The organism is Bacillus sp. ABR (assembly GCF_056172715.1).
In genome coordinates this window covers 68,619-93,453 of the sequence record NZ_JAOYSL010000002.1, presented here as the reverse complement: position 1 = coordinate 93,453, position 24,835 = coordinate 68,619, and the positions used below count along the sequence as shown (strand labels likewise).

Annotated in this window: 34 protein-coding genes; 24 read left to right on the top strand and 10 right to left on the bottom strand. The window is 40.5% G+C overall.

Annotated elements, in window-relative coordinates; all coding sequences use genetic code 11:
- Window positions 1-8: 8 nt before the first annotated feature.
- A complete protein-coding gene (locus tag OIT90_RS05685) occupies window positions 9-410 on the bottom strand; it encodes a hypothetical protein (protein ID WP_268465529.1) in 402 nt (133 codons plus the stop codon).
- A 207-nt stretch (window positions 411-617) separates the two neighbouring features.
- On the opposite strand from OIT90_RS05685, the gene cgeC reads away from it, so the two are divergent.
- From cgeC to OIT90_RS05645, 8 genes are all read left to right on the top strand, one after another.
- A complete protein-coding gene (gene cgeC, locus OIT90_RS05680; protein ID WP_041085753.1) occupies window positions 618-938 on the top strand; it encodes a spore maturation protein CgeC in 321 nt (106 codons plus the stop codon).
- 17 nt (window positions 939-955) lie between these two features.
- Window positions 956-2,251: a glycosyltransferase family A protein gene (locus OIT90_RS05675; RefSeq protein ID WP_327841704.1), complete on the top strand. Its 1,296-nt coding sequence runs from the start codon at window positions 956-958 to the stop codon at window positions 2,249-2,251.
- Between the two features lie 5 nt (window positions 2,252-2,256).
- A complete protein-coding gene (locus OIT90_RS05670; RefSeq protein WP_144491443.1) occupies window positions 2,257-2,436 on the top strand; it encodes a hypothetical protein in 180 nt (59 codons plus the stop codon).
- Window positions 2,397-3,773: a sigma-54 interaction domain-containing protein gene (locus OIT90_RS05665; protein ID WP_474892353.1), complete on the top strand. Its 1,377-nt coding sequence runs from the start codon at window positions 2,397-2,399 to the stop codon at window positions 3,771-3,773. Before OIT90_RS05670 ends, OIT90_RS05665 begins: the two co-directional genes overlap by 40 nt.
- 117 nt (window positions 3,774-3,890) lie before the next feature.
- Window positions 3,891-5,291, top strand: coding sequence for a lysine 2,3-aminomutase (gene kamA, locus OIT90_RS05660; protein ID WP_047203279.1), 1,401 nt, complete (start codon window positions 3,891-3,893; stop codon window positions 5,289-5,291).
- 2 nt (window positions 5,292-5,293) lie between these two features.
- A complete protein-coding gene (locus tag OIT90_RS05655; protein WP_024422710.1) occupies window positions 5,294-5,575 on the top strand; it encodes a YokU family protein in 282 nt (93 codons plus the stop codon).
- A gap of 79 nt (window positions 5,576-5,654) precedes the next feature.
- Window positions 5,655-5,879, top strand: a complete 225-nt coding sequence (locus OIT90_RS05650) for a YozE family protein (protein ID WP_474892352.1) — start codon at window positions 5,655-5,657, stop codon at window positions 5,877-5,879.
- Between the two features lie 144 nt (window positions 5,880-6,023).
- Window positions 6,024-6,704 carry a hypothetical protein gene (locus OIT90_RS05645; protein ID WP_039179337.1) on the top strand — a complete coding sequence of 227 codons (681 nt, stop codon included), beginning with the start codon at window positions 6,024-6,026 and terminating at the stop codon, window positions 6,702-6,704.
- Here OIT90_RS05645 and OIT90_RS05640 read toward each other — a convergent pair.
- Window positions 6,701-6,835: a hypothetical protein gene (locus OIT90_RS05640; RefSeq protein WP_255290989.1), complete on the bottom strand. Its 135-nt coding sequence runs from the start codon at window positions 6,833-6,835 to the stop codon at window positions 6,701-6,703. The genes OIT90_RS05645 and OIT90_RS05640 overlap by 4 nt on opposite strands.
- A gap of 119 nt (window positions 6,836-6,954) precedes the next feature.
- On the opposite strand from OIT90_RS05640, the gene OIT90_RS05635 reads away from it, so the two are divergent.
- The 5 genes from OIT90_RS05635 to OIT90_RS05615 all read left to right on the top strand — a co-directional run bounded on the left by OIT90_RS05635 (window position 6,955) and on the right by OIT90_RS05615 (window position 9,863).
- Window positions 6,955-7,125 (top strand): YozD family protein, encoded by a 171-nt coding sequence (locus OIT90_RS05635; protein ID WP_064497481.1) that lies wholly within the window; start codon window positions 6,955-6,957, stop codon window positions 7,123-7,125.
- Between the two features lie 50 nt (window positions 7,126-7,175).
- Window positions 7,176-7,784, top strand: a complete 609-nt coding sequence (locus OIT90_RS05630) for a phosphatase PAP2 family protein (protein ID WP_039179335.1) — start codon at window positions 7,176-7,178, stop codon at window positions 7,782-7,784.
- Between the two features lie 54 nt (window positions 7,785-7,838).
- Window positions 7,839-8,156, top strand: coding sequence for a hypothetical protein (locus OIT90_RS05625; protein ID WP_039179333.1), 318 nt, complete (start codon window positions 7,839-7,841; stop codon window positions 8,154-8,156).
- Between the two features lie 112 nt (window positions 8,157-8,268).
- Window positions 8,269-8,964, top strand: coding sequence for a purine-nucleoside phosphorylase (gene deoD / locus OIT90_RS05620; RefSeq protein WP_012010274.1), 696 nt, complete (start codon window positions 8,269-8,271; stop codon window positions 8,962-8,964).
- Window positions 8,965-9,032: 68 nt separating this feature from the next.
- Window positions 9,033-9,863 carry a M15 family metallopeptidase gene (locus OIT90_RS05615; protein ID WP_039179330.1) on the top strand — a complete coding sequence of 277 codons (831 nt, stop codon included), beginning with the start codon at window positions 9,033-9,035 and terminating at the stop codon, window positions 9,861-9,863.
- Between the two features lie 50 nt (window positions 9,864-9,913).
- Here OIT90_RS05615 and OIT90_RS05610 read toward each other — a convergent pair whose 3' ends face one another.
- Window positions 9,914-10,165, bottom strand: coding sequence for a hypothetical protein (locus OIT90_RS05610; protein ID WP_024422704.1), 252 nt, complete (start codon window positions 10,163-10,165; stop codon window positions 9,914-9,916).
- A gap of 92 nt (window positions 10,166-10,257) precedes the next feature.
- The gene (locus OIT90_RS05605; RefSeq protein WP_474892351.1) at window positions 10,258-10,956 is read right to left on the bottom strand and encodes a class I SAM-dependent methyltransferase; all 699 of its coding nucleotides are present in this window, start codon (window positions 10,954-10,956) and stop codon (window positions 10,258-10,260) included.
- A gap of 150 nt (window positions 10,957-11,106) precedes the next feature.
- On the opposite strand from OIT90_RS05605, the gene OIT90_RS05600 reads away from it, so the two are divergent.
- Together OIT90_RS05600 and OIT90_RS05595 are read left to right on the top strand one after the other, a co-directional pair.
- Complete coding sequence (locus OIT90_RS05600) at window positions 11,107-12,492, top strand: S41 family peptidase (protein ID WP_039179325.1); 1,386 nt, start codon at window positions 11,107-11,109, stop codon at window positions 12,490-12,492.
- A gap of 356 nt (window positions 12,493-12,848) precedes the next feature.
- Window positions 12,849-13,763, top strand: a complete 915-nt coding sequence (locus OIT90_RS05595; protein WP_047203286.1) for a class I SAM-dependent methyltransferase — start codon at window positions 12,849-12,851, stop codon at window positions 13,761-13,763.
- 95 nt (window positions 13,764-13,858) lie between these two features.
- Here OIT90_RS05595 and OIT90_RS05590 read toward each other — a convergent pair whose 3' ends face one another.
- From OIT90_RS05590 to OIT90_RS05580, 3 genes are all read right to left on the bottom strand, one after another.
- Entirely contained in the window at window positions 13,859-15,346 is a 1,488-nt protein-coding gene (locus OIT90_RS05590) for a sodium:solute symporter family protein (RefSeq protein ID WP_039179321.1), read from the bottom strand.
- Complete coding sequence (locus tag OIT90_RS05585; protein ID WP_024422700.1) at window positions 15,346-15,549, bottom strand: DUF3311 domain-containing protein; 204 nt, start codon at window positions 15,547-15,549, stop codon at window positions 15,346-15,348. Before OIT90_RS05585 ends, OIT90_RS05590 begins: the two co-directional genes overlap by 1 nt.
- Before the next feature lie 237 nt (window positions 15,550-15,786).
- On the bottom strand, window positions 15,787-16,404 hold the full coding sequence (locus OIT90_RS05580; protein ID WP_058838910.1) for a nitroreductase family protein: 618 nt from the start codon (window positions 16,402-16,404) through the stop codon (window positions 15,787-15,789).
- Between the two features lie 138 nt (window positions 16,405-16,542).
- Here OIT90_RS05580 and yodB point away from each other — a divergent pair, with 138 nt between their 5' ends.
- On the top strand, window positions 16,543-16,875 hold the full coding sequence (gene yodB, locus OIT90_RS05575) for a transcriptional regulator YodB (protein ID WP_041085725.1): 333 nt from the start codon (window positions 16,543-16,545) through the stop codon (window positions 16,873-16,875).
- 75 nt (window positions 16,876-16,950) lie between these two features.
- Entirely contained in the window at window positions 16,951-17,169 is a 219-nt protein-coding gene (locus OIT90_RS05570; protein ID WP_024422697.1) for a hypothetical protein, read from the top strand.
- Between the two features lie 40 nt (window positions 17,170-17,209).
- Here the strand turns inward: OIT90_RS05570 and OIT90_RS05565 are convergent, their stop codons facing one another.
- Window positions 17,210-17,683, bottom strand: a complete 474-nt coding sequence (locus OIT90_RS05565) for an Hsp20/alpha crystallin family protein (RefSeq protein WP_039179316.1) — start codon at window positions 17,681-17,683, stop codon at window positions 17,210-17,212.
- Between the two features lie 86 nt (window positions 17,684-17,769).
- On the opposite strand from OIT90_RS05565, the gene rarD reads away from it, so the two are divergent.
- The 4 genes from rarD (at window position 17,770) to bshB2 (ending at window position 20,072) form a co-directional block, all read left to right on the top strand.
- Window positions 17,770-18,681 (top strand): EamA family transporter RarD, encoded by a 912-nt coding sequence (rarD, locus tag OIT90_RS05560; RefSeq protein ID WP_474892350.1) that lies wholly within the window; start codon window positions 17,770-17,772, stop codon window positions 18,679-18,681.
- A 78-nt stretch (window positions 18,682-18,759) separates the two neighbouring features.
- Window positions 18,760-19,041 (top strand): hypothetical protein, encoded by a 282-nt coding sequence (locus OIT90_RS05555; RefSeq protein WP_024428326.1) that lies wholly within the window; start codon window positions 18,760-18,762, stop codon window positions 19,039-19,041.
- Window positions 19,038-19,388, top strand: a complete 351-nt coding sequence (locus tag OIT90_RS05550; protein ID WP_008359999.1) for a YojF family protein — start codon at window positions 19,038-19,040, stop codon at window positions 19,386-19,388. The genes OIT90_RS05555 and OIT90_RS05550 overlap by 4 nt, the downstream gene beginning before the upstream one ends.
- A gap of 18 nt (window positions 19,389-19,406) precedes the next feature.
- Window positions 19,407-20,072, top strand: a complete 666-nt coding sequence (gene bshB2, locus OIT90_RS05545; protein ID WP_039179311.1) for a bacillithiol biosynthesis deacetylase BshB2 — start codon at window positions 19,407-19,409, stop codon at window positions 20,070-20,072.
- A 41-nt stretch (window positions 20,073-20,113) separates the two neighbouring features.
- Here the strand turns inward: bshB2 and OIT90_RS05540 are convergent, their stop codons facing one another.
- Both OIT90_RS05540 and OIT90_RS05535 read right to left on the bottom strand, forming a co-directional pair.
- The gene (locus OIT90_RS05540; protein WP_064497477.1) at window positions 20,114-21,475 is read right to left on the bottom strand and encodes an MATE family efflux transporter; all 1,362 of its coding nucleotides are present in this window, start codon (window positions 21,473-21,475) and stop codon (window positions 20,114-20,116) included.
- Window positions 21,476-21,534: 59 nt separating this feature from the next.
- Window positions 21,535-21,660, bottom strand: a complete 126-nt coding sequence (locus OIT90_RS05535) for a hypothetical protein (RefSeq protein WP_008359993.1) — start codon at window positions 21,658-21,660, stop codon at window positions 21,535-21,537.
- An 82-nt stretch (window positions 21,661-21,742) separates the two neighbouring features.
- Here OIT90_RS05535 and cdaS point away from each other — a divergent pair, with 82 nt between their 5' ends.
- From cdaS to OIT90_RS05520, 3 genes are all read left to right on the top strand, one after another.
- Window positions 21,743-22,369, top strand: a complete 627-nt coding sequence (gene cdaS / locus OIT90_RS05530; protein ID WP_039179307.1) for a sporulation-specific diadenylate cyclase CdaS — start codon at window positions 21,743-21,745, stop codon at window positions 22,367-22,369.
- A gap of 404 nt (window positions 22,370-22,773) precedes the next feature.
- Window positions 22,774-24,099, top strand: coding sequence for a C40 family peptidase (locus OIT90_RS05525; protein WP_039179305.1), 1,326 nt, complete (start codon window positions 22,774-22,776; stop codon window positions 24,097-24,099).
- A 78-nt stretch (window positions 24,100-24,177) separates the two neighbouring features.
- Window positions 24,178-24,756, top strand: a complete 579-nt coding sequence (locus OIT90_RS05520) for a superoxide dismutase family protein (RefSeq protein ID WP_212039960.1) — start codon at window positions 24,178-24,180, stop codon at window positions 24,754-24,756.
- Window positions 24,757-24,835 lie beyond the last annotated feature (79 nt).

Sequence of the window (24,835 nt, the reverse complement as noted above, 5' to 3'; positions counted from 1 at the left end):
CTCTCACATTAAGATGTGAATGTAACACTTTCAACTTTATCTACATCTAAAAGAGTCGTTGCTGAGCCGGTAGGTGTGACAGAGCTTTCTTGTGTAACAAATACAACACCTGTTGAAGCATCGAATGATACAAATTGAACTGGTCCAATTAAATCTCCTGAGTCAGTGACAATACTAATGACTGTTCCTGGTGCAAGTCTTGCAAAGATCCATCTTGCTGGCTGAGATACATCGAGTGTTGTAGCAGAATCTGAAGGTGATGCCTCAGCTGCCACTTCACTTAGTAAATCGTTCAATTTCTCTTCCACTTGAACTCCTCCTTCTTCGAGATTAGCTGTTAATGCATGAGTAATTGGTTTGAAAAACACTTTCAATAGTTCTTTTTTTAATTCAGCACGCTTGTCGCTCATTTTTTCCCCATCCTTTCTTCATCAATTCAAACTCACCCCTATGTATATGCCGTTCATTTTTTTTGGCATAAGCAGAACGCTGATTCCTGATTCTTTTTTTCAATTAATCACTTCACACATTTTTAAAAATGTTTTCAAATGCTGAGGCTAAATGAAGTGGCGCTCATACTCTAGTAAAGATTAAATGTGAAGAGAGAGGGATTATGAATGGAATTTGAACAATTATTAGATGGTTGGAACGAAGAATTACTAGAGTCGGAAGGAGTGCTTGAAGTCATCTTGATTTTACTTCTTCTTCGCCTTTTAGAAGAAAGTGAGGAAGAGAATGTGTCAGACATCAAAGAATTACTTCGTCCATGGCTTGAGCTTGGCATTCCAGTGCCGCGTGTTCATTTGGTCAATGGAGATGTACTTCAAAACGTGGTTGTCGTGCAATTGTTTGATACGGTCGCGGTCTTTAAAAACGCGACAAATCAGCTAAGAGTGAGTGTTCCTTTTGTGAACATTGTCAGCTGGGGGGCATTTTAAACTAATCAAAAAGGATAATGATCATGAAAGTATCGGTGATTTTAACAAGCTACAATAAACCAGATTTCATTGATCGTGTGTTAAAGAGTATGGTAGAACAAACGTATCCGCATTGGGAGCTTTTGATTATGGATGATGGCTCAGAACAGGGCACCATTCAAAAGATCCAGCCCTATTTGAGTGATGGACGCATTCAGCTGTATTCGCACACGGTTCATCCGGCAAAACGGCTGTTAACCGCACGATATGCGACGCTTATTAATGAAGCATTAACCCGTATAACAGGTGAGCTCATTTGTTATTTAACCGATGATACCGTGTACCATAAAGATCGTTTGCTTAAAATGGTGGATGTTTTTCGGTTGAAGCCTCATATAGATATTGTGTATTCCTCGCAGCGGGTTGTGCATGTGAATCAGCATTTAGTGGAAACGATGAGTTTTGTTCGAGAAGCAAATCAAATCCTAGAGCATGCGTCCTTTCAAGTGGACCATTGTTCGGTCATGCACAGAAGCCGCTTGCTTCCACTGATTCATGAAAAATACGGACAATATTGGGATGATGAGCCAAAGCACTGGCATCATGCAGATTCTGTTTTTTGGATGAGGCTGAATCATTTCGCTTCGTTTTTTCCATTAAAAGCTGTACTGGATACAACGTATAAAACGCCCCATTCCTTTCATCATCAGTTTTCGAGTATGCCGTATGATTTAATTGACGGAACGATCATTGAAAAAGAAGGGGATTATTATCAAATCGCAGACGGGAAACTTCATGGAATTGAAAAGCGCTGGATCAATGAAAAGAACAGGCGTGCGATCCGTGTTCCGCTATTATGTGAGATGAAATATGAAATAAAAGAGAAGCTGGCAATACCCAATTATACAGTTGTCACCGCAGATCAGGGGAAAACGTTCTTTTATATTGAAAAACAGAAAAAAAGAAGGTTTGCTTCAAAACGTGACGTGCAATATTTTCAGTTTCACCCAAAGGAGATCTATACGATTTCAAATGACCAGCTTCAGTCATTTGAGGATGGCGATATCATCAAAGTTTCTCCTGTATTCAGTCCGCCAAACAGGCGGCTGTTTAAATGGAAACAAGATGTTTATTTACTTGTGCATCATGCCTTTTGCCGAATTGATCCTGAGGTGGTGAAGCGGTTTGCTTTTTATCATCAGCCGATTAAGCTGTACCCGTCCCAATTTACGTTATTTCAGGAAGGAAAGCCGATTGTTCCGCTGTATAGGGAATCGCTGCAAGAATTCGATATGTCTCTTTATCAGACATCCGGGCGAAAGCACTCCTCATAAGAGGGGTGCTTTTTAAAATTTTTGCAGGAAGTAGAAAGGAAAAAGCGAAACATGAAAAAGACAGGGAACCATTTAAAAATGATCAAGCCGCTGAAAACTCGGCAATTGATGCCGGTTTTTTGGCACTGAAAGTGAGGGGGAAAGAATGGGGAAAGTTGTCGAAAGAGCAGATTGGTTTGAATTAATTTTAGAAGCCATTGATGAAGCCATTCATGTTGTAGATGATCAAGGGATGACGATTTTTTACAATCATAATGCCGCTAAGTTTGACTGTTTACAAAAAGAAGAGGTGATTGGCAAGTACATCCTTGATGTGTATCCCTCTTTAACTGAAAAAACAAGTACGCTTATGCATGTGTTGAGAACAGGAAAGCCCATTTATCATTCGCTGCAAACCTATTTGAATAAAAACGGAGAAAAAATTGAAACAGTGAACACGACATTACCTATTATTGAAGATAACGAGTTAATAGGTGCGGTCGAAGTCGCAAAAGATGTATCCAAGCTGTCAGCCCTTTCCAATCGTTTAGATCAAAAAAAGCGAACATATGACGTGGCTGGGGTAGAACAAATGCATGATTTTGCTTCATTTTTAACAAATGATCCGCTTTTAAAAGAAACGCTTGAAAGGGCAAAAAAAGCAGCTGCTTATCCATCATCAGTTGTTGTCTACGGAGAAACTGGGACAGGAAAAGAAGTGCTTGTTCAAGCCATTGTCCATGAATCTGACCGAAAAAACCAAGTGTTTATTCCGCAAAACTGCGCAGCGCTCCCAGAAACATTACTTGAAAGTCTATTGTTTGGATCTGTCAAAGGGAGCTATACGGGTGCAATTGATCGCAAGGGACTTTTCGAATTGGCTGATGGGGGCACGCTTTTTCTTGATGAGCTGCAAGCGATGCCGCTCACGCTTCAGACGAAATTATTACGTGTGTTAGAGGATGGCGTTGTCCGCCGCATCGGTGATGCAAAGTCCATTCAAGTGGATGTTCGGCTCATTACTGCGCTCAATATGGACCCATTCGAAGCAGTGAAAAAGCAAATTTTAAGAGAAGATTTATTTTATAGACTGCATGTGTCATCTTTTCATATTCCGCCGCTTCGTGAGAGAAAGCAAGATATCACGCTGCTATCCCGCCACTTCATTCAAACCTATCATCAGCAGTTTTCAAAAAACGTCACACGTCTTTCTGAAGAAACGGAACGATTGTTTATGGCTCACCACTGGCCTGGGAATGTTAGAGAATTAAAACATACGATAGAGCATGCCGTGTTGATGATGCCAAAGGAAGCGGAAGAGATCACCCCTCTATACCTTCCGGCTCATTTACGTGAGCAAAAACTGGAAAGGGAAACATCTGAACCCTCCTTAAAAAATCAAGTGTCTTCATTTGAACAAACATTGATTCAAGAAGCTTTACATCAGCATAATGGGAATATTAAAAAAACCGCCGCCGCCTTAAAAATCCCTCGACAAACGCTGCAATATAAACTGAAGAAATATGCAGATGCCGAAATCTAGGCACAGCATCCAATTGAATATGACGGGTAAAGCTCCTTTTGTAAAGAATAGGGGCATTTTCCCATGTTGGCACATAACTTGCATAGTATAAAGTGAATGCTGATAGGGGGAATGGATATGAATCAGAAATTGTATGAACCGGCACGTCACTGGAAGGACATTGAGCTTTGGAAGGATGTACCTGAGGAAAAGTGGAACGACTGGATTTGGCAGCTGACGCATACCGTGAAAACGCTTGAGGATTTAGAAAAAATCGTAAACTTAACAGAAGAGGAACGAGAAGGGGTGAAGATTTCCACCAAAACCATTCCACTCAACATTACACCCTACTATGCCTCACTGATGAATCCAGACGATCCAAGATGTCCAATACGTATGCAATCTGTGCCAATTGCAGAAGAGCTTCATAAAACAAAATATGATCTGGAAGACCCGCTGCATGAAGATGAGGACTCACCTGTCCCGGGGCTCACACACAGGTATCCAGATCGCGTACTGTTTCTTGTGACAAATCAGTGCTCGATGTACTGCCGCTATTGTACGAGAAGACGTTTTTCCGGTCAGATTGGTATGGGTGTGCCGAAAAAGCAGTTAGATGCTGCCATTGGATATATTAGAGAAACACCTGAGGTGCGGGACGTGTTAATTTCTGGCGGAGATGGGCTGTTAATCAATGATCAAGTGCTTGAATACATTTTGAAAAACTTACGTGACATTCCGCACGTTGAGATCATTCGGATTGGAACCCGCGCGCCGGTTGTCTTTCCGCAGCGTATAACAGATGAGCTGTGCGAGATATTGAAAAAATATCACCCAGTTTGGCTGAATACTCACTTCAACACAAGTATTGAAATTACAAAAGAAGCAAAAGAAGCGTGCGAACGTCTTGTGAATGCCGGTGTCCCTGTAGGGAATCAGGCCGTCATCCTTGCAGGTATTAACGACAGTGTGCCGATTATGAAGAAGCTGATGCACGACCTTGTGAAGATTCGGGTCAGACCATATTATATTTATCAATGTGATTTATCTGAGGGCATTGGCCACTTTAGAACGCCGGTATCAAAAGGGCTTGAAATCATCGAAGGCTTAAGAGGACATACGAGTGGTTATGCAGTGCCAAGCTTTGTGGTAGATGCGCCAGGAGGCGGAGGGAAAATTGCCTTACAGCCAAATTATTTATTATCGCAAAGCCCTGATAAAGTCGTCCTTCGTAACTTTGAAGGTGTCATCACCTCTTATCCAGAACCAGAGCATTACGTCGCAGGCCAGGCAGATGCGTATTTCAATGAAATTTATGAAGAAAAACAAGAACCAGCAATTGGTATTACCGCACTATTTGAGGATGAAGCAAGATCGTTTACGCCTGAGAATTTAAATCGAATGAAACGTAGAGAAGCATATGAGACAAATCCTGAGCATGACACACTTAAAAACAAACGTGAAAAACGGGATGAATTAAAAGAGAAGAAATATCAAGCGCAGCTCAAAAAAGAACAAACCGTGAAGGAGGAGAAATAGCCTTGCTGACATGTGATTGGTGTGAGGAAAACAAAGCAAATGCTGAGCAGACAACAGTCTATTGGGAACTGATCACGGGCACACAATCAATTGAAATCATCGAAACGCCGTCCATCTCCTGCACGCACTGCGGTATGATCTATCAAAAGGATGAGACGGTCAAAGAGATTGAAGATCAATTAATTTTAGTGGACCAGACAAAACTTCCAGAAAAAATCTCCTATGAAGAATTAATGAGCATGGAGCGGTTATTAAAGCGAAATTACTTTGACTTTTCTTCATAAGTTATACCTCCGTCTATACAAGTCATCAAATTGCTGTATAATATAACAACAAAATAGTGTGTCGCGGAGGGAAAAACAGGTGAAGTCGTTTTACCATTATTTAATGAAGTTCAGACATCCAAAACCGAAAGATGAAATCAGCCATTTTGCAAATGCTGCGTATGAGGATCACAGCTTTCCTAAAACTTCCACAGATTATCATGAGCTGTGTGCTTATTTAGAATTAAATGGTGATTATTTAAGCTCAATGACAACATTTGACGAAGCGTTTGAGCAATACGAAGTAGAAGTCAAAAAAAAATAACACACAACCGCTTGTTCCATATGGGAGAAGCGGTTTTTTTATAAGAAATAAAATGGCGTTTTGCATGGTGTGGTTGCCCATGCAGAATTCCTTGCGCCGGCATACGATACGTTAAGACCAAAAGTCGGGCAAGGGGGAGACAGAATGAAGGCGAAAGCACCAAAATATCAAGTAGGGGATATTGTCGTCGTTGTCATGTACGGCACAGTCGGAACGATTACAAAAGTCCATCAAATTGACCAGCACTATTTATATGAGGTCAATCATAATGAGGTGCTTTATTTTGAAACATCACTTCAGCTTTACGATGAGTATAGCGGGGTGATTGTCGATACAGAAAAGCTGGACATTGAATATGAGTTCCTCATTGGCGATGTTGTATATGTAAAAGATTACGGAAAAGAGCTATTTAAAATCATCGGTCATCGGACCGAAATTTGGCGCTACCTTGAAGATGGCTGGGAGGATGTCATTTACGAACTTACGAGGCTGAAAGACGGAGAGTGGCTGGAAACAGAAGAGGAGGATTTAACGCTTGTCCTAAGGAAATATGAGATGGATCAGTTTGTTCATCAGCTTCTTTTTGTGCATTACGTCGGAGAAACCTCAAAAGAGTTAGAAGAAGATATGGTTCAAACGGCTCTATTGCAGCTAGAAGAGAAACAAGAAAGCGAAGCTTCACTTGAATTTCTCGCTGTATCTATAGTGGATGAGCTTCTTGATATTTATAACGATTATAAAATTCTCTACGAATTTTTCAAAGATCCAGAATATAAGGATATGATGGATTTTATTTTGGAAAGTTTACACGAACATTTTGGTTAAAGAAAGACTTGTCCTAACACGAATAAAAAATAAGGCACACAGAAAAATGCAATCACATAAAACCATCCCCTCAAGATACGGCCCATCACCTGATCAAATGTTTCTCCATCTAATATGCTTAACCATTTCATTCTTTCAAGCCCCTTTTCTTTTTGTTTACTGCATTTATATGTATGGAATGAGCCATTATGACAAACTGTAATAAAAAACAGCCGGCGTTCATACATCATAAAAAAGGAGGCGGAATGCAATGAAAGAAGCAGATTTGGTGATTGATACAGAGGAAATTGCGGAGTTCTTCTACATGGAGCTGATCAAAAGAGGGTACATACCTGCTGAGCTTGAAACATTTGAGCTGGCTGACATTACATTTGAATATATGCTGAAAAAAGCAATGATAGTTGAAGAAGAGGCGTGGTAGGCACTATAATTTGAAGAGATTCTGAAGAGAGAGGGAGGGGAATCCTTCGCGTGTACATCCTATTTCTTTTCATTTTATTTGGCGCCATTGCTGCGCTCATGGTATCTGGGGCTTTTCAAGATTTGGACAACCAGATCATCTTATGGTTTGAAAGCATCAGACTCCCTTTTTTAAATGATGTCATGCTGGCTTTGACGGACCTTGGCATCAGCGCGCTGCTCGTTCCAATCATGCTCATTTTTAGTGTGGTATTGTTTATGTATAAGCGCTACTACTCTATCATGATGCTTTTTCTATTATATCTCACAGAAAAAACAATCAATCATGAATTAAAGGGGCTGTTTGCTAGAGAGCGTCCGGCCTTTGATCACCTTGTAAGTGAAACGTATTACAGCTTTCCGAGTGGACATTCGATGAATGCAGCCACCATCTATCCTTTTATGGCTTATCTATTAGTTGAGATGATTCCATGGCTGAAAGAAAGACAGAAAATCGTCTATTTGCTCACAGGGCTGGGTGTCCTAGTCATTGGCATCAGTCGGATGTATATTGGCGTGCATTATTTGACAGATGTCGCTGGAGGCTTTGCGATAGGGCTCGCTTTATTTCTCATTTGTAAAAAGATTGACGAAAGATTGCCTGTCATTCGACAAAAATAGAAGAAGGAAATTGACAGATCCCAGCCAATTTTATATAAAAGGGGAGGGATTTGAATGCAATTGACGTTGAGATTTTTTCAAAAGAAACCTTCAGCATTTCACTTAACCATTTATCAAACACCTGAATATGGCGCTGCAAGTGGGCATCAGCCTGTGTACCGGACAAAGATTGGCGGCAGAACACACCTTGATGTACTGGAGAAAGCATTCTCGACATTTAATGTACATGATACAGTCCCTAATGATTACAATGCGCGGTTTATCACAACTGGCGATATTGTTGTGATTGATGATAGGAAAAAGGGGAAGTGCTATTATCAGCTCTCTCCGGCAGGATGGAAACGCAGTGAACGACTAATGACGATAGGCTAAATAGATGATGAATGATACCAGCTTGAGATCCAGCTGGTATTTTCTTTTTTAAGCTCTATCGTTTATAATAAATAGGATAAAATACATAGTAAACGTAAGTGGAGGCTAAAAAATGAGTGTACATATTGGAGCAGAAAAAGGACAAATTGCAGAAACGGTATTGCTGCCAGGCGATCCGCTTCGTGCGAAATATATTGCAGATACATATTTAGAAGATGTTGAGTGCTATAACGAGGTGCGCGGAATGTATGGCTATACTGGAACCTATAAAGGAAAACGTGTTTCTGTACAGGGCACTGGGATGGGCGTACCATCTATTTCGATTTATGTGAATGAACTCATTCAAAGCTATGATGTTCAAAACTTAATCCGCGTTGGATCTTGCGGAGCTATCAAAAGGGATGTCAATGTACGTGACGTCATTTTAGCGCAGACATCATCAACAGATTCACAAATGAACCGTGTGGCATTTGGGCCGATTGATTATGCGCCATGCGCCGATTTTGGCCTGCTTAAGAAAGCATATGACACAGCGGAAGCAAAAAATGTCGCTGTACGTGTCGGAAATGTATTTACAGCAGACCAATTTTATAATGAAAAACCACTTGAGCTCATGGCTCAATATGGTATCCTAGCGATCGAAATGGAGACAACCGCTCTTTATTCTCTTGCAGCAAAATTTGATCGAAAAGCGTTATCCATTTTGACAGTGAGTGATCATGTTCTAACAGGAGAAGAAACAACGGCTGAAGAGCGTCAAACAACGTTTGATGAAATGATCTTAATTGCGCTAGACTCCGTTTTATAATAGTATAAAGGGTGTGCTACTACGTAGCGCATCTTTATTTTTTTAGAAGAGCAAAAGGAAGGTATGTCATGAAGAAAAGCTACAAAATACTCTCAATCGCATCGATTCTTGGTTTGACAGCCGCACTATCAGGCTGCCAGTTGCTGGATCAAAAAAGCGGTACATCTGAATCAAACAAAACAAACGAACAAAAAAACGCAGCAAGTTCATCTCCCCAGCACAACTCAAACGATACGGCAGATTCATCGAATCAAGAGCTGACGTTAAAGAGTGAATATTTCAATGACATCAAGGTTGTGAGCGGTCTGAAAACCATTCAAAATCCTGAAAATGTGCTAGCACTTGTTAACAAAGAATATGCATTACCAGGAACCTATAAACCTTCTGATCTCGTTGTGCCAAAAGTAGAATTCTCTTTTTCGGAAGATATTGAAAAGCGATATATTCGCAAAGAAGCAGCGGAAGCGCTTGAGAAGTTATTCAAAGGTGCAAAAAAGGAAAACTTCGAGCTTGCTGCAGTATCTGGCTATCGCTCCTATGACCGTCAAAAAGTCATTTTTGATAGTGAGGTCAAATTAAAAGGCAAAGAAAAAGCACAAGAAGCAGTCGCTTTACCAGGCGAAAGTGAACATCAAACAGGCCTTGCCATGGACATTTCCTCAAAAAGTGCCGGCTTTGAGATCTCTGAAAAGTTTGGTGAAACACCAGATGGCAAATGGGTGGCTAAAAACGCCTATAAATATGGCTTTATCATCCGTTATCCAAAAGGAAAAGAAGACATTACGAAATATGAATATGAGCCGTGGCATTTGCGCTATGTGGGAAAAGAAGCCGCTAAAGCGATGCATGATCACGATTTAACATTTGAAGAATACATGAACAAAGTAAAGAAAATCTAAACAAGTAAAAGGCCTCCCAGCTATTCGGGAGGCCTTCTCTTATTCTTCTTTTAAAAAAAGAACAATCCTGCTAGTGCGAAGCCGGTAATGAACCCGAGGCCGATGCCATACGCTGCACCCCAGCCATAATATCCGCCCCAATAGCCAAAGCCAAAGCCCCCGCGAGACCCGCCGACTGGACGAATATAAACTTTGCGGTTTGTCACACGCTCAATGCGTCCGACATGTACTCTGCCATTACGATCAGTGATTCTAGCGACTTTCCCCATGTGCTGCTGACAAAGCTTGTAGTAGCGCTCCATGTTTTTCCTCCTTATGACAAACTCTTTTCACTCTTATCCTATGCGAGAGACCTCATAGAGTTTGGACAAAACATATAGGGGATTCGCTCATTTTATACAGTGCATTCAAATAGAATGTGACTTAGCTGCTTGCGGTGTGCTTGAATGAGATCGTAGTGTGTTTGCAGCGTCTCGTAAAGAGAAGGCGGTATGTGTTCAGATAATTCCATTTCTGTTGGTTCCTCCTGCACCATATGTTCATCGAATGAGAGAATCTGAATGTCACGGAAGCCTGCTGCTGTTAACTGCTCCTTCCATTCTTCAAGCGACAAGAGCGAGTGAAAGCCGTAAAAATCTCGAACAACGGCCATCTCTTCACGTGTAAGAGGGGCTTTTAACACAGCTTCATTTGCCATCAATTGACTGCCAGGAGCAAGGACCCGTTTGATCTCAGCAAGTGCGACAGGCAGCTTGGTAAAGCTTAAAACAGATTCACTGATGAGTAGAGAGAACGCTTGATCTGGAAAGGGCAGCTGCTCAATGGATGCCTCTAAGGCGCGGGTTGGCAGTTCTTCCCGCTTGAATCGCAGGTTCGCCTTTTCAATCATCAATGGATGCGTATCAATGGCCTCCACCTGATAACCTATATTTCCTAAGTAGGCGGCCGTCTGTCCTGTACCGCATCCGGCATCCAGTATACGTGCATGAGGCGGCAGTTTTATATGCTCAATCATCGTTTTTGTTAACTCAATTCCGCCAGGATGGGCACCTGATACGCCAAAATAGGCAAGCATTTCTACATAATCACTCATATCATCCCTTCTTTCCTTATCCTGTTCCTCTCTAAAGATTATGCAATAAAGGAGCAAATGGCTTATCTTTTCAAGTAGAAGTTGATCCTTTGGTTGACGGATGAAGCATCGTCCTTGATAATAATGAAAGGAGATAAAGGTGGTGTTTTTTTGAAAAAACAAATGAAGTTCGTGGTAGCCATTCTGGTGACTGCTGCACTGTCCTCTGCGATTACATTTGTGATCACAAAACAAGGTGCTGTCAGCGTCTCTGGAGACGAGAAGTTTAGTAAACTCATGGCTGCGTATACGAAGGTAAAGGATGAGTATTACGAAAAAACGGATGATCAAAAACTAGTAGATGGTGCGATCCAAGGAATGATTGCATCACTTGATGATCCATACTCTACATATATGGATCAGGAGGAAGCCGAAGGATTTAACAACACCATTTCTTCATCATTTGAAGGAATTGGTGCACAAGTAGAAGAGAAGGATGGACAAATTTTAATTGTCGCGCCGATTAAAGGCTCTCCTGCTGAAAAAGCTGGTTTGAAACCTCATGATCATATTTTAAAAGTGGATGGAAAAAGCACCAAAGGCATGTCGGTCAATAAAGCAGTCTCTCTCATCAGAGGACAAAAAGGAACGGATGTCCAGCTGCATCTCAACCGTCAAGGAGTGGGCAATGTAGATGTGACCATCACAAGAGACACGATTCCGCTTGAAACAGTGTATGCCAAACTCACAAAAGACAAAATAGGAGAAATCCAGATTACGTCATTTGCTGAAACTACATCGAAAGAGCTGGATAAAGCGATTGATGACCTCGAGAAAAAAGGGGCAAAAGGTTTTGTCATTGACCTAAGAGATAATCCAGGCGGCATTATGACAGAAGCTATTGAAATGAGCAATGACTTTATCGATAAAGGGAAAGTCATTATGCAGGTTGAAGAAAAAGGGAAGAAACAAGTGTACAAGGCTGAAAAAGAACGCAAAGTCCATCAGCCGGCAGTTGTTCTTGTAAATGGCGGCTCAGCCAGCGCTGCTGAAATCATGGCGGCGGCTCTGCACCAATCTTCAGGCATTCAAATTGTGGGTGAAAAGACGTTCGGCAAAGGAACTGTTCAAAATGCGCAAAACTATAATGACGGTTCTAGTGTCAAGTTAACCATTGCAAAATGGCTGACTCCAGACGGTTCTTGGATTCACAAAAAAGGAATCGAACCACAGGTCAAAGCAGCTCTTCCAAGTTATGCAAAGCTGCCGTACTTAAGCCCGAAAAAATCGTATGAGCTAAATGACAATGGAGATGAAGTCAAAGCGGCTCAAAAAATGTTCCAAGCGCTCGGCTACAAAGCAAAAGCAAACGGTGAATACGATCAAGCATTCCAGTCTATCGTCAAAAGCTTCCAAACAGACAACGATTTAAAGGCAGACGGTATTCTGACAGGAGATACAACGACCGTTCTGATGACAAAGATCCAAGATAAGTTAAAGAACAACGATACACAAATGAAAAAAGCCATTGAAGTCTTGAAAAAAGAAATGAAATAAAGAAAAAGCAGTCCTCATCAGGGGACTGCTTTAAGATTGTAGAAAAACCCCACCTTTATTTTAAGTGAAGTGGGGTTTTTTGATAAAAACATATAGAGTTTTAAGCTGAACACGGGTCTTTCCATGTCTAGTTTGCTTCCTTTTAAAATTCATGGCAATGAAAGTAAGTATACTTTCTTTTTTGATCCATGTAACGCTGTTAGGTGTTACTATTTGTATGGAAAAAGACTGTTTTAAACTTGACAAAAAAATGTGATTATGCTATAATTTACTTTCTTATTTTTAGAATATATAATAGGATTCTTCTGGCCAGGAGAATCCTATTTTTTTGTTCTAAAATAAAGGAGTGTGTTTGTATGAAGAAAGATGAGTCCAGTGTCACTTCGTTAATATCAGCTTTTGCTAGATCCTATCATAGTCAATTTGATACGCCTAAAATCTTTAATGATTATATAGCTAAAGAATTAATTTCTGAAAAAGAATTCAATGACATCAAAGAAAATATGGTTCAAGGCATACATTTCTTCAACAAAGATATCGCACAAAAATTCGAAGGAAATACAGAAGAAATATTAAAATGGATTACACAAGTCCAGCTGTCTCCAATAACCTTATCACGTGCTGCGTATTGCGAAAAAGTATTGCTTCATGAGGTAGCGTTAGGATTAAGACAATATGTCATACTTGGCGCTGGATTAGATACTTTTAGCTTCCGACATTCAGAATTGGAAAACAGCTTAGAAATATTTGAAATTGATCATCCTACTACACAGGAATTTAAAAAGCAAAGATTGGACGAGGCTAACTTAAAAATCCCAAGTAATCTTCATTTTGTTTCTATGGACTTCACCAAAAATTTGTCCTATCAAAACCTAATAGGTCAAGGATTTGATAACAAAAAGACGTTCTTTAGTCTTCTGGGTGTTTCTTACTATTTAACGAAAGAGGAAGTTTCAAGCTTAATAGATTATCTATTCACCAAGGTTCCATCAGGGAGTTCAATCGTTTTTGATTATGCAGATGAAAAACTATTCGAAGAAAAAGGAACCTCTAATAGAGTTGAAAATATGGTGAAAATGGCTTCAATAGGCGGAGAACCGATGAAATCATGTTTTTCGTACTTTGAAATCGAAAAGGTGTTAGAGAAATCAGATTTACTCATTTATGAACATTTATCACCTGAAAAAATTAATAAACTGTATTTTAACAATAGAGAAGATTACCTATCAGCTTTTGAGACCATTCATTACATTCATGCCGTAAAAAAATAAAACTCCAGCATGTACATTGGAAATGTGTTATACAAAAAATCTTGTAGATTTTGTCTACAAGATGAAAGCAGTCCTCATCAGGGGACTGCTTTTTCTTATCTTGTGATCGCTTCTGTTTTTTCATCATCCTTTTCAAATAGTTCATTCATGACAGAATTGGATGTGACCTTCTTTTGGAAGAATGGATTTAAAATCAAGATGACTACGACGTTTGCTAGTAAACCAAGAAAACCTTCATAAAGACCAAACGTGACTTGTGAGATATTCGCTGTAAAGGTGACGATGATTCCAATGACTAACCCAGCAATCGTTGCTTCTCTCGATTGTTTTTTCCAGAATAAGCTGATGGCAATAGCTGGGAAGATTTGGACCATTCCTGAAACACCAATGAGCTGAAGTGTGACAAGTGCAGTTGGGAATAGCATTCCGAATAAAAGAGCGAGCCCGATAACGATAAACACCATCGAACGTGTAATGATGGTCAATCTTTTAGGTGACACATTCGGATGAATTAAGTCACGGTATAAATTATTGGCAAATAAATTCGATGCACCAATAGCCATGATGGAGCATGGAATGAGGGAAGCCAGTGCAATCGTTGAATAAGCGAGCCCCTGCATTACGCCGCCATATGATGTTTGAATTAAATGAAGAAGAGCAAATCTTGGATTTGTATCTTCTGGTAAGACTAAAAAGGCAATAAATCCAAGGAAGATGACCAAAATCAATACAATATTATAAAGAGGCAAAAACATGCTGTTTTTACGGATGGCATCTGCGCTTTTGGCTGTAAAAACTCCAGTTGCCGCGTGTGCCCACATAAACAAAGCAAGGGCAGAAACGCCTGAAGCAGTAATGAACCATAAAATGCCTTTAGGTCCGCCTTCAGGGATCGTGAGAAGCTGAGGCGCTTCTTTGGCTAACGTGTTCATCATCGGTGTCCAGCCGTTAAAATGAATTATTGGCAGTGAAACCACCATAAACAGCATGATCACCCAAACGAGAATATCCTTAATAATGGCTGTATATGTAGGACCTTTAATCCCACTGAAAAATGTATAAAGTGCGACTAAAATAAATGAAATGATAACAACTGCATTGACATTAATATAATTCGTTCCAGCGACAGTTAATGTATCTTGAATCCCGCTCAACTGAAGACAAATATAAGGAATCAGCATAAGTACCCCAACAATTGCAATCAAACTAGATAACAGCTTGCTGTCAAACCGCTCACGTGCATAATCGGCAAGTGTTGTAAGGTTGTGACTTTTCGCTACCGTCCATAGTTTCGGTAAAAAGAAATAAGCAATAAAATAAGCTAGGACTGAATACGGAATAGCGAAAAAAGCGACACTTCCAGCTGTATAAGCTGTACTTGTAAGCCCTAAAAAGGTATAAGCTGTATATAAGTCTGCGCCAACGAGGAACCAGACAAGCAGTCCGCCAAATTTTCTCCCGCCGACAGACCATTCTTCTACTGACTGTCTTGATGATTTGTCACGACCAGCGGCAAAACCGATGACCACGACGATGAAAATAATACTTGCAGTAATCAATAAAGCTGTTAAATTTCCTTGCATTAGTCAGTTCCTCCATTTGAATGTTGCATCTTATAAATGATAAATGTGCAAATTGGTGTGAGTACAATCCATAGTAAGAGCCAGAAGTGGAAAAAGGGCAGGCCGATGACAAATGGATGAATGCGGTTCGCAAATGGCAGCAATGCGAGTTGTCCAATGAATGGAATCGCGATAAGTAGTGCCAGCATCAATTTTTTGTTCATGATTTCCTCCTGAATATTTTGTAATTTCATAATAATAGCAGTTGTCAGATTAGATCACAAGACCATTTTCAGAAAAAACAATCATTTTGGTGAATATCATACTAATATAACGCTTTCATTCTTAAAAAGGAGAAAGAGTGAAGATGTAAAGAGGGAGAAGGGGAAAGAAAGTATGTAAAAATAATATTTGAAGCAAATAAAAAAGCCCCAGCATAAAAGCTGAGACCTTGCCAATTTTTAAAGGAAATCAGATACTTCTTCGATGTCGAAACGATTGCTTTTATGAGCTTCTTTTGCTGCTTTACCAACAGAAATCAGCATCACTGGGTCGTAGCGGCCGCTTACATTGAATTCCTTGATGTATGCTTCTTTACTGAAGCCACCCATTGCACACGTATCATAGCCCATTGCTTTTGCCGCAATCATTAATTGCATAGCAGCTAATGAAGCATTTGAATACGCTGCTTCTCGTGCATATTGCTCACTTTGATATGCGCCATTGATTTGAGTCATCAATGTTTCTTTAATGTCTTCAGTAATAAAGCCTTGTTCAGCCAGCTCACTGTAGATTTTTTCGCCATTTTGGTTAGCTTCAAGGTCACCTAGAACTGCAATAACAGCTGATGCTTGTGATATTTGCTTTTGGTTGTACGCGATTGGAAGTAACTTCGCTTTTGCTTCAGCACTATGGAAAACAGTGAAGTGCCAATGTTGAAGGTTCCAAGCAGATGGTGCTTTTGTTGTGATTTCAAGAAGCTCTGTTAATTCTTCTTTTGTCATTTCATGAGTAGTATCATACTCTTTTACTGAAGCTCTTTGTTTTAAGATGTCAATCGTTTTTTGATCGGTCGCCATATGGATATTTCCTCCCGTTTTTGCAAATAGTATGGTACAATAACTAAAAAGTGAGAAACTTACTTATTGTAACTAGAGATATTTTAAATTGTACACCGTTAGTTTGTCAAACAATCATGAAAAGAAAGGCTGAAATTTATGGAATTCCAATTATGTCCACACATTCAGCAAGCTTTTTTACTCCTAGGCAAAAGGTGGAATGGGCTTATTATACATGTATTGCTTGATGGTCCAAAGCGTTTTAAAGACCTCACAGACACGATTCCATCTATCAGTCAAAAAATGCTTGCAGAGCGTTTAAAAGAGCTCGAGCAAGAAGGAATTATAGAGCGGACTGTCCTGCCTGAGACGCCTGTCAAAGTCATTTACAGCTTAACTGAAAAAGGGAATGCGTTACATGATGTGTTTCATGAGGTATCTCGGTGGGCAGGGGAGTATACAGACACTCACGACAAAAAGGAGCAAGCCTAGTTTCAGGTTTGCCCAAACATTTTGACTCTTGATGAATATGCTGATGTTAGGCACATGACAAAGGAGGAGAAATGCATGTACCCTCATACTCCGTATTTTCGAGGCGGCGCCCCTGGCATTCCGCCATATGAATCCAGAGTCCCTTTGTTTTTTGGTTTTGGCGCTCCTTTGGTCGGCGGACTGCTTGGCGGATTTCTAGGAAGTGCGATTTTTAATTATCCCCGCCCATATTACCCCCCGCCACCACCGCCTGCTCCACCACCTTATGGCGGCGGATACCCACCATATTATTAAGAAAAAAGAGTAAGCCTGCTCCCATTCCAAAGCAGGCTTTTTATAATGGAATATCAATTTCAGAAATTCCTGGATCATCATGCTTTAAAAACATAATTTCCAATATACCGTCTTGGTACGACGCCTTCGTTCCTTTTCGCTTCACAGCAGCAGGGAGGACGACTTTCTTCTGCGCCCCTTCTTCAGGAAAATGATCAATAAACAGCAGATTGGCTGTATGTTTGATTTTGACTTTTTCTGTGTTTGGACGAGCAAGTTCAATTTTGACAAACACATGATCAGTCGTCTCGAACACTTCGACTTCTGGCTCTTTTTCCTTTTGGACGTCAGTTTCTCTTGTTTTTTGATTTTGAGAAAGGGGGTCCTGAAATGGGAACTGAGCAGGATAATTGGAGCCGAATACACTTTCCATGACTTGATTGACATACTGCTCAACATCTTTAGGATCTGAATTCTTTAAGGCTTCTTTTGAGAACTGCTTTTGAAAAGGGAATAATCGGTTCCAGTCGAACATGCGAATCATCCTTTCTAAATGCCCTGAATTAGTATATGCCCATTCGCCAGCGTGCGTGCTATAATATACGTTAGATTTAGAAAGGGATGGTTATATTGAACGAACAGCATTCAAAAGGTGTTCTCTACACGGCAGCATCTTTTACACTCTGGGGTTTATTCCCGTTATATTGGAAGCTGATGGAGCATATTTCGTCAGGCGAAATTTTAGCGCACAGAATTGTATGGTCATTTGTGTTTATGTGCGGTATTCTTTTGTATTTAAAACAAGTCCGCCCAGCGATGCAAACAGTAAAGGGTCTCATACTGGATGGTAAAACATTTTTTTCATTACTTTTATCTGCTATTTTAATTTCGGTCAACTGGTATGTATATATTTGGGCAGTCAATCATGGTCTTATGCTAGAAGCAAGTTTAGGGTACTATATTAATCCGCTTGTATCCGTTCTATTAGGGATTATTTTCTTAAAAGAACGACTTAATAAATTACAAACCATTGCCATCCTCATTGCCGCATTTGGGGTGATCCTTTCAACAGTTCAATACGGGTCATTTCCTGTCGTTGCTTTCTTATTAGCCTTTAGCTTCGGTTTTTATGGTCTGATTAAAAAAAGGATGAGCTTCACGAGCGCGATTGGTTTGACGATTGAAACGCTGCTTCTCGCACCGGCTGCACTAGTGTACTTATTATTTTTCTTAAAAGAACCTGTTGTGACTATGAATCCTAACAGCTTCGGATCGCTCGGACTTCTATTTTTTGCAGGTGTTTTTACAGCCGTGCCGCTTCTTTTATTCTCAGAAGGCGCAAAAAGAATTCCTCTTTATCAAGTGGGCATTTTGCAATACATTGCACCGACAATTACGCTGTTTTTAGGGCTGTTTGTCTATCACGAACACTTATCCGCAGCTAAAATTGTGACGTTTCTTTGTATTTGGGTGGCGATTTTACTGTTTACCACCTCTCAATTACGCATGAAGAAAACAGCGAATTCTCATTAAGCCAAACGAGCAGTTTGCTTTTTTTTGCAGGCGGATCATGTCATAATAAGTTGTTACCAAAACTGTAGAGGTGATCATATGTCGTCAGCTCATGAGCTTGCAGCCGCCTATCAATCTTTATGGAAAAATCGTCAGCTTGATGTTGATGATATGTCTTCTTTACACGAGGCCATATGTGATGATTTACTTGATGCACGAACTCATCCGAGGGCGAGGAAATCATTACACCAAAAGTATGTGCTTGCTGTGGAGAGAATTTTAGAAAGTGAGCTTAAGCATGATCATCAGCTGCAGCTGATCAGCTTACATACAAAAAAGCTGCGAGAATTAATTCAAAATGAAGGAAGGAACCACTCATGAAACCAATTCAAACGGAAGATGTCACAGCACATCTTGAATCGTTTTTAAATCGTCCAGTCTTCGTTCATCTTGAAACGACAACTGGTTCTTATTCAGCTCATGTAAACGAACAAAATATGACGGTTGTGGCGTATATCCGCAACGCGAAAGTCGTCTATTCACAGGCGAAAATAAAAGGACAAGGTCCATACCGTGTTGGAATGAAAACAGAAGACGGCTGGATTTACGCAGAAGGATTAACCGATTATGTGTTTGATGACCAAGGCCGCCTCCTTTTAGCTGGGCACTTGCCAGACGGGAAACTAGCGATCTCATTACAAATTAGTGAAACACCATTTCAGGTGTAGAAGAAAGGGTGACGAGTCATGAACGAACATGTACTAGTGATGCTGCCTCACCCCGATGATGAATCCTTTGGGGTTGCAGGTCTCATTGCACAAAGCAGAAAACGCGGAATTCCCGTCACGTATGCATGCGGGACACTTGGGGAAATGGGCAGAAATATGGGAAGCCCAACATATGCTAACCGTGAAACACTTCCGGAATTAAGAAAACAGGAATTAATCAATGCCTGCAAAGAAATGGATATCACAGACTTACGTATGCTTGGCTTGCGTGATAAAACATTGGAATTTGAAGACGACGAGTATTTGGCAGATGTGATGGAATCCATCATTGATGAAGTCAAACCGACGCTCATTGTGACGTTTTATCCAGGACACGGTGTACACCCTGATCATGATGCGACAGGCGAAGCTGTCATTCGTGCTCTATACCGCAAGAAAAAAGAAGACCGGCCTGTCACATACTGCATGGCCATTACGAAAAATAGAGAAGAAGTGCTTGGAAATGCGGATATTGTCATTGATATTACAGATGTTGCAGATATCAAATTAAATGCACTGAGAGCGCATAGAACGCAAACAGAAGGCATGCTGAGAGAACTGGAACAAAAACTGAAAAACAAAGAACCAGTCGTCCAAAAATGGTTTGATGAAGAAATTTTCTGGACGTACCAATGGAATGATTAAACGCAAAAGCAGCTGACAAATATCAGCTGCTTTTTTTGTATTTAGTGATTCGATACATATCGAAGTTGACGTTTTTGAATCAACCTAAGACGGATAAAGAGGACGATGGCACCTGCGGCAAGCCCGGCAATCAGCCCAATCCAATAACCAAACGCACCAAAGGAGGTATATGTGCCAATGAGGTAACCGGCAGGAAGACCGATGACCCAGTAAGAGACAAAAGCAGCAATCAGCGTATAATTCACGTCTTTATAGCCGCGCAGAGCCCCTTGAATGGGTGCAGCAATCGCATCTGACAGCTGGAAGAAGATCGCGTAAATCAAAAAGTGCTGTGTCATTTGTAAAACAGCTGATTCAGCTGTATATAAACCAGCGATCTCAGGTCTGAATAACAAAATAAGTGCGGCCGTACATAAAGAGAATAATACCGCCGTACCAATGCCGATATAGCTGTAGCTTTGCGCGTCTTTATATCTCTTAGCCCCCGCTTCAAACCCAACAACGATCGTTAAAGCCATAGAGATACTAAGCGGTAAAATATAAAGAATAGAAGCAAAGTTCATCGCTGCTTGGTGACTGGCGATTGTAATGGTATCAAAGTGACCCATTAACAGCGTCACTGCTGCAAAGATACTCGTTTCAAAAAAGATCGCAAACCCGATAGGAAGGCCAATTTTCAGTATTTGCCCTACACGGGAGATATTCATTCGAGGCAGTTTTTGAAACAAACGAAATGAGGCGAATGGCTCTGCTTTAATGACAATACAAATACTCATGATGAAAATCGCCCAATACGTCATTGCAGATGCAAGGCCGGCACCCGCACCGCCAAGCTTTGGAAAGCCAAAATTCCCAAAAATCAGTACGTAATTTAAAACAAAGTTAATAGGAAGTGCTGTGAGCGTGATGAACATCGTCACACGTGTTTTCCCTAGCGCATCAATAAATGACCTTAGCACCGAATAACCAAACAGCGGGATGATGCCAAACGCAAGAAAGCTGAGAAAATGCCGGGCAATATCCTCTACAGATTGCTCGAGTCCAAGTCCTCCGAGTATATAAGGAACGCTGATCGTACCAATGACAATCACAGCGATACTTAAAAGAAAGGACAAATAGATCGCCTGAAAGACAGCCCGGGGAACATCTTCTTTATGCCCAGCCCCCATCAGCTGAGCCACAATCGGAGTAACAGCCATCAAAATACCGGCAAGTCCTGTATAAACAGGTGTCCAAATACTAGAACCGATCGCAACCCCCGCAAGGTCTTCTGCACTTACTTTTCCAGACATCACCGTATCTAAAAAGGTAATAAGTGAAAGACCTGCTTGGGTGATTAAAATCGGAATCAAAATGGTTAAAAATAGTGTCAGCTTTGCTCGAATGCTATTCGTTTCTCTCATCATAAGTTCCTCTCTGAACAGAAATAACGAGAGGAATTATATCATGCTATGTAAAAAAATCAATTCTCCGTCGGATTATTTTTCTTAGATGGCTTCGTTTTTTTAAACATTTGGGCATAAATAAAAGAAAGACTGACAACACCTAAAATGCTGCAAGCATATTGGATGATTTTCTGAATGGTCATATTAAGCTCACCTCCATACAAATAGAATGTGCACAATTTGCTATTTTATAACAACAAGCGAAAGAAGGAGGGAAAAGGTCAGATGATCCACCGGACGAACGAAGAAGTCATATTTAAAGCAGGAATGAGAACACACTTGATGAACATTATGAAGGATGCAAGTGACATCATTGATTCTCTTGATGAAACAGAGCAGTGCTTACTTTGTGATCTCGAATCATTGCATGATCAGTTTAATGAAATGCATGCAGAGGCTTCGTCGTTTTATTTACAAGCGTATATGGAAGAATTCACACCAGGATTTGCTCAATTTTCTTTAGCCATTGAGCATTTATCAAAACAAAAGCATGGCGCACTCATTGTGATCCAAAGAAGGGATGAGGTTGAGGATTTTATTCAAAAAGGGACAAATCTTCATGCGAAAATTAGTGCTTCCTTAATAGAAAGCATTTTTTACCCGGGAAATCCACTTCATGATGGGGCTCTTTTAGTCAAAGAAAATACACTTGTTTCTGCTGCAAACGTGCTGCCGCTTACATCAAAAAAAGTGAGCCCGTCGCTCGGCACAAGGCATAGAGCAGCTATCGGACTCTCTGGTATGACCGATGCACTTGTTCTTGTCGTATCAGAAGAAACGGGGAAAATGTCGTTTGCGAAAGAAGGCGTGCTTTATCCGCTTACCGTAAAAGATCCGGAAATAAGAAAATAAAAACGAACGCTGCATTCTTCATTCGGAAGGATGCTTTTTTATTTGTGGAGAAAAAATAGCCAATTAAGCAAAAAGTCATTTGATACAGAAAAATTTGTCATGTAGAATAGAACTATGAAACTAGCAGCGTGCTTGTTTTGACAAATTTCTAAACGTCAACTTAAAAATTCCTTAAAAAATGTTTATAAATAAAACAAACAGCCGATAGAAACGATATGGCTTTGTTTTTTAGCATTTTGAGTTGGCTGCTTTAGCCTATTTGTTATTGCCCAACGTCTTCATGTCGAGTAATATAATAGAAATAAAGATAAAATAGTGCAAGAGAAGCAGAACCATTAAATGCTAAACTCGAAACTAGTACATAAGTCTTAATGAACCAAAATACGAAAGGCGGAGATTTCTTTATGAAGAAAAAAGTAGTAACCGGCCTCACAGTTTCAGCGATCGCTGGCTCAGCTGTGTTTGCTGCACCGGCAGAAGCACAGACGATCAAGGTGAAAAGCGGTGACTCACTTTGGAAGATTGCCGAACAGTACAATACAAGTATTTCGGAGCTTCAATCTCTTAATCAATTAAAAACGACAATGATTTTCGCAGGACAAAGCTTGAAAATTCCTGGCGAAAAAAGCAAGAAATCCAGTTCATCAACAGGATCAAAAGCAACGAAGAAATCAAGTGCTTCAACGACTTCCAGCTACACTGTAAAGCTTGGAGATTCTTTATGGCTGATTGCAAAAAATCATAAAATGTCAGTTGCGAGCTTAAAAAGCCTAAACAGCTTAAACAGCGACTTGATTCGTCCTGGTCAAAAGCTAAAGGTATCTGGCAGCACGAAGACGAGCGGAAGCCAGTCATCAAATTCAAACTCATCTTCAAACTCCAGCTCAAGCAATAAGACAACGAACTCAAATAGTTCATCGTCTTCAAGTACATACAAGGTTAAATTAGGGGATTCTCTTTGGAAAATTGCGAATTCGCTAAATATGTCGATTGGTGAAATCAAAACATTGAACGGATTAAAATCTGATATGATTTATCCGAATCAAGTATTGAAAGTCAAAGGGACGGCTGCATCAAAACCAAGTCAGTCAAAACCTACTAAACCAAGCAATTCAAACAGTAACCAGTCTTCTAGCGGGAAAACAACATCTTATACTGTAAAATCAGGCGATTCGTTATGGAAAATTGCGAATCAATTCAAAGTACAGGTTCAATCCATCCGCACAGCCAACAGCTTGAAAAGTGATGTGCTTAGAATTGGACAAGTATTAAAAATTAATGGTGCAGTTTCCGGCTCAACTGGATCGAACGGATCTACGTCTAACGGTTCAACAACTCCGGTCAACAATAACAAAAACGATGTACCAATGAACGCAAAGATCACGACAATGATCCAAGAGGGGAAAAAGCTGACAGGCGTTCCTTACAGATGGGGTGGTAATACTCCAGCAGGATTTGACTGCAGCGGCTTTGTTTACTATCTCATTAACAAAGTTTCATCTGTATCCAGACTAAGCACAGCAGGCTACTGGAATATGATGACTTCTGTTAGCACACCACAAGTTGGAGATTTTGTTTATTTTACAACGTATAAAGCTGGCCCTTCTCATATGGGACTATACCTTGGCGGGGGAGATTTCCTTCATGCAAGTGACAATGGAGTAGGGATCTCGAACCTAAGCAACCCATATTGGAAAAAAGCCTACTTAGGTGCAAAACGTTTCTTCTAAAAAAAGCCGATTTTCGGCTTTTTTTGTTTGCCCGCTGCTGTGATTGTCCATACTGATAACAAAAGGGGGCAGTCATAAATGAAAAAGTCAGTGTGGATGATCATGATATGTTTAGTCTTTGCTGCGTCAGCATGTCATGCACCGCCGAAAAAAGAAATGACAGAAGAAACAAGCGAAGTTGCCGCACCTAAACAATTACCAGTCACGACGTCACTCATAAACGAAAGCGGGCAAAAAATAGGAAGCATTGAAATCAGAGAATCCTCAGAAAATGGGCTGGATTTGCATGTGAAGGCGAAAGGGCTGCCGCCAGGTCCTCACGGTTTTCATATTCATGAAACAGGAATATGTGAAACGCCAGATTTTGAAACGGCAGGAGCTCACTTTAATCCAACCCATAGAGAACATGGTTTTGACAATCCAAAAGGGCATCATGCTGGAGATATGCCTAATTTAGAGGTAGGGGCAGATGGACAAATCGATGTTGTCGTGAACGTACCAGATGTGACGTTAAAGGGAGGCCCAAATCAATTAATCGATCAAAATGGGCGAAGCTTTATCATTCATGCAGAAGCAGATGATTATTTAAGTAACCCTTCTGGAAACTCAGGGAAACGCATCGCTTGCGGATCAATGACAAAAGAAATGGTAAAATAACAGAAGTCTAACCTTTATGTATTGAGTGCATAAAGGTTTTTTTAGTATACTTGGTGAGGAAAATGATCGAAGAGAGGAA